This window comes from Kosakonia sp. SOY2, from assembly GCF_027109175.1.
Classification (GTDB): Bacteria; Pseudomonadota; Gammaproteobacteria; order Enterobacterales; family Enterobacteriaceae; genus Kosakonia.
This window is the reverse complement of the sequence record NZ_JAPVXH010000019.1, coordinates 1-1,097: the sequence shown is the minus strand read 5'-3', so window position 1 is coordinate 1,097 and position 1,097 is coordinate 1. Positions and strand designations below refer to the sequence as shown.

Here is a 1,097-nt window from a genome sequence, read left to right as displayed (position 1 = left end):
AGAACTTTTGCTACAACGCCCGCGCCAACGGTACGGCCGCCTTCACGGATTGCGAAACGCAGACCATCGTCCATCGCAATCGGGTGAATCAGGGTAACAACCATTTTGATGTTGTCGCCCGGCATTACCATCTCTACGCCTTCCGGCAGTTCGATGGTGCCAGTCACGTCAGTTGTACGGAAGTAGAACTGCGGACGGTAGCCTTTGAAGAACGGAGTGTGACGGCCGCCTTCATCTTTGGACAGAATGTACACTTCAGATTCGAATTTGGTGTGCGGCTTGATGGAACCCGGCTTAGCCAGTACCTGACCACGTTCGATTTCTTCACGTTTGATACCACGCAGCAGAACACCTACGTTCTCACCAGCACGGCCTTCGTCCAGCAGTTTGCGGAACATTTCAACGCCGGTACAGGTTGATTTCGCGGTGTCTTTGATACCAACGATTTCAACTTCTTCACCCACTTTGATGATACCGCGCTCTACACGACCGGTAACAACGGTACCACGACCGGAGATGGAGAATACGTCTTCGATCGGCAGCAGGAACGGCTTGTCAATCGCACGCTCTGGTTCCGGAATGTAGGAATCCAGGAAGCCAGCCAGTTCGATGATTTTCGCTTCCCACTCTGCTTCGCCTTCCAGCGCTTTCAGAGCAGAACCACGAACGATCGGCGTGTCGTCGCCCGGGAAATCGTACTGAGACAGCAGTTCACGAACTTCCATCTCTACCAGTTCCAGCAGCTCTTCGTCATCAACCATGTCACATTTGTTCAGGAACACGATGATGTACGGAACGCCTACCTGACGACCCAGCAGGATGTGCTCACGGGTCTGCGGCATCGGGCCGTCAGTCGCAGCAACAACCAGGATCGCGCCGTCCATCTGCGCAGCACCGGTGATCATGTTTTTAACATAGTCGGCGTGGCCCGGGCAGTCTACGTGTGCGTAGTGGCGAGTCGGGGTGTCATATTCAACGTGAGACGTGTTGATGGTGATACCACGAGCTTTTTCTTCCGGCGCGTTATCGATCTGGTCGAATGCGCGAGCAGAACCACCGTAGGTTTTAGCCAGAACGGTAGTGATTGCAGCAGTCAG

At 54.1% G+C, this 1,097-nt stretch carries 1 protein-coding gene; it reads right to left on the bottom strand.

Annotated features, from left to right (window positions below; all coding sequences use genetic code 11):
• Positions 1-1,097, bottom strand: a 1,097-nt coding sequence (gene tuf, locus O3S68_RS24185; RefSeq protein WP_052679840.1) for an elongation factor Tu, incomplete at both ends; no start/stop codon positions are given.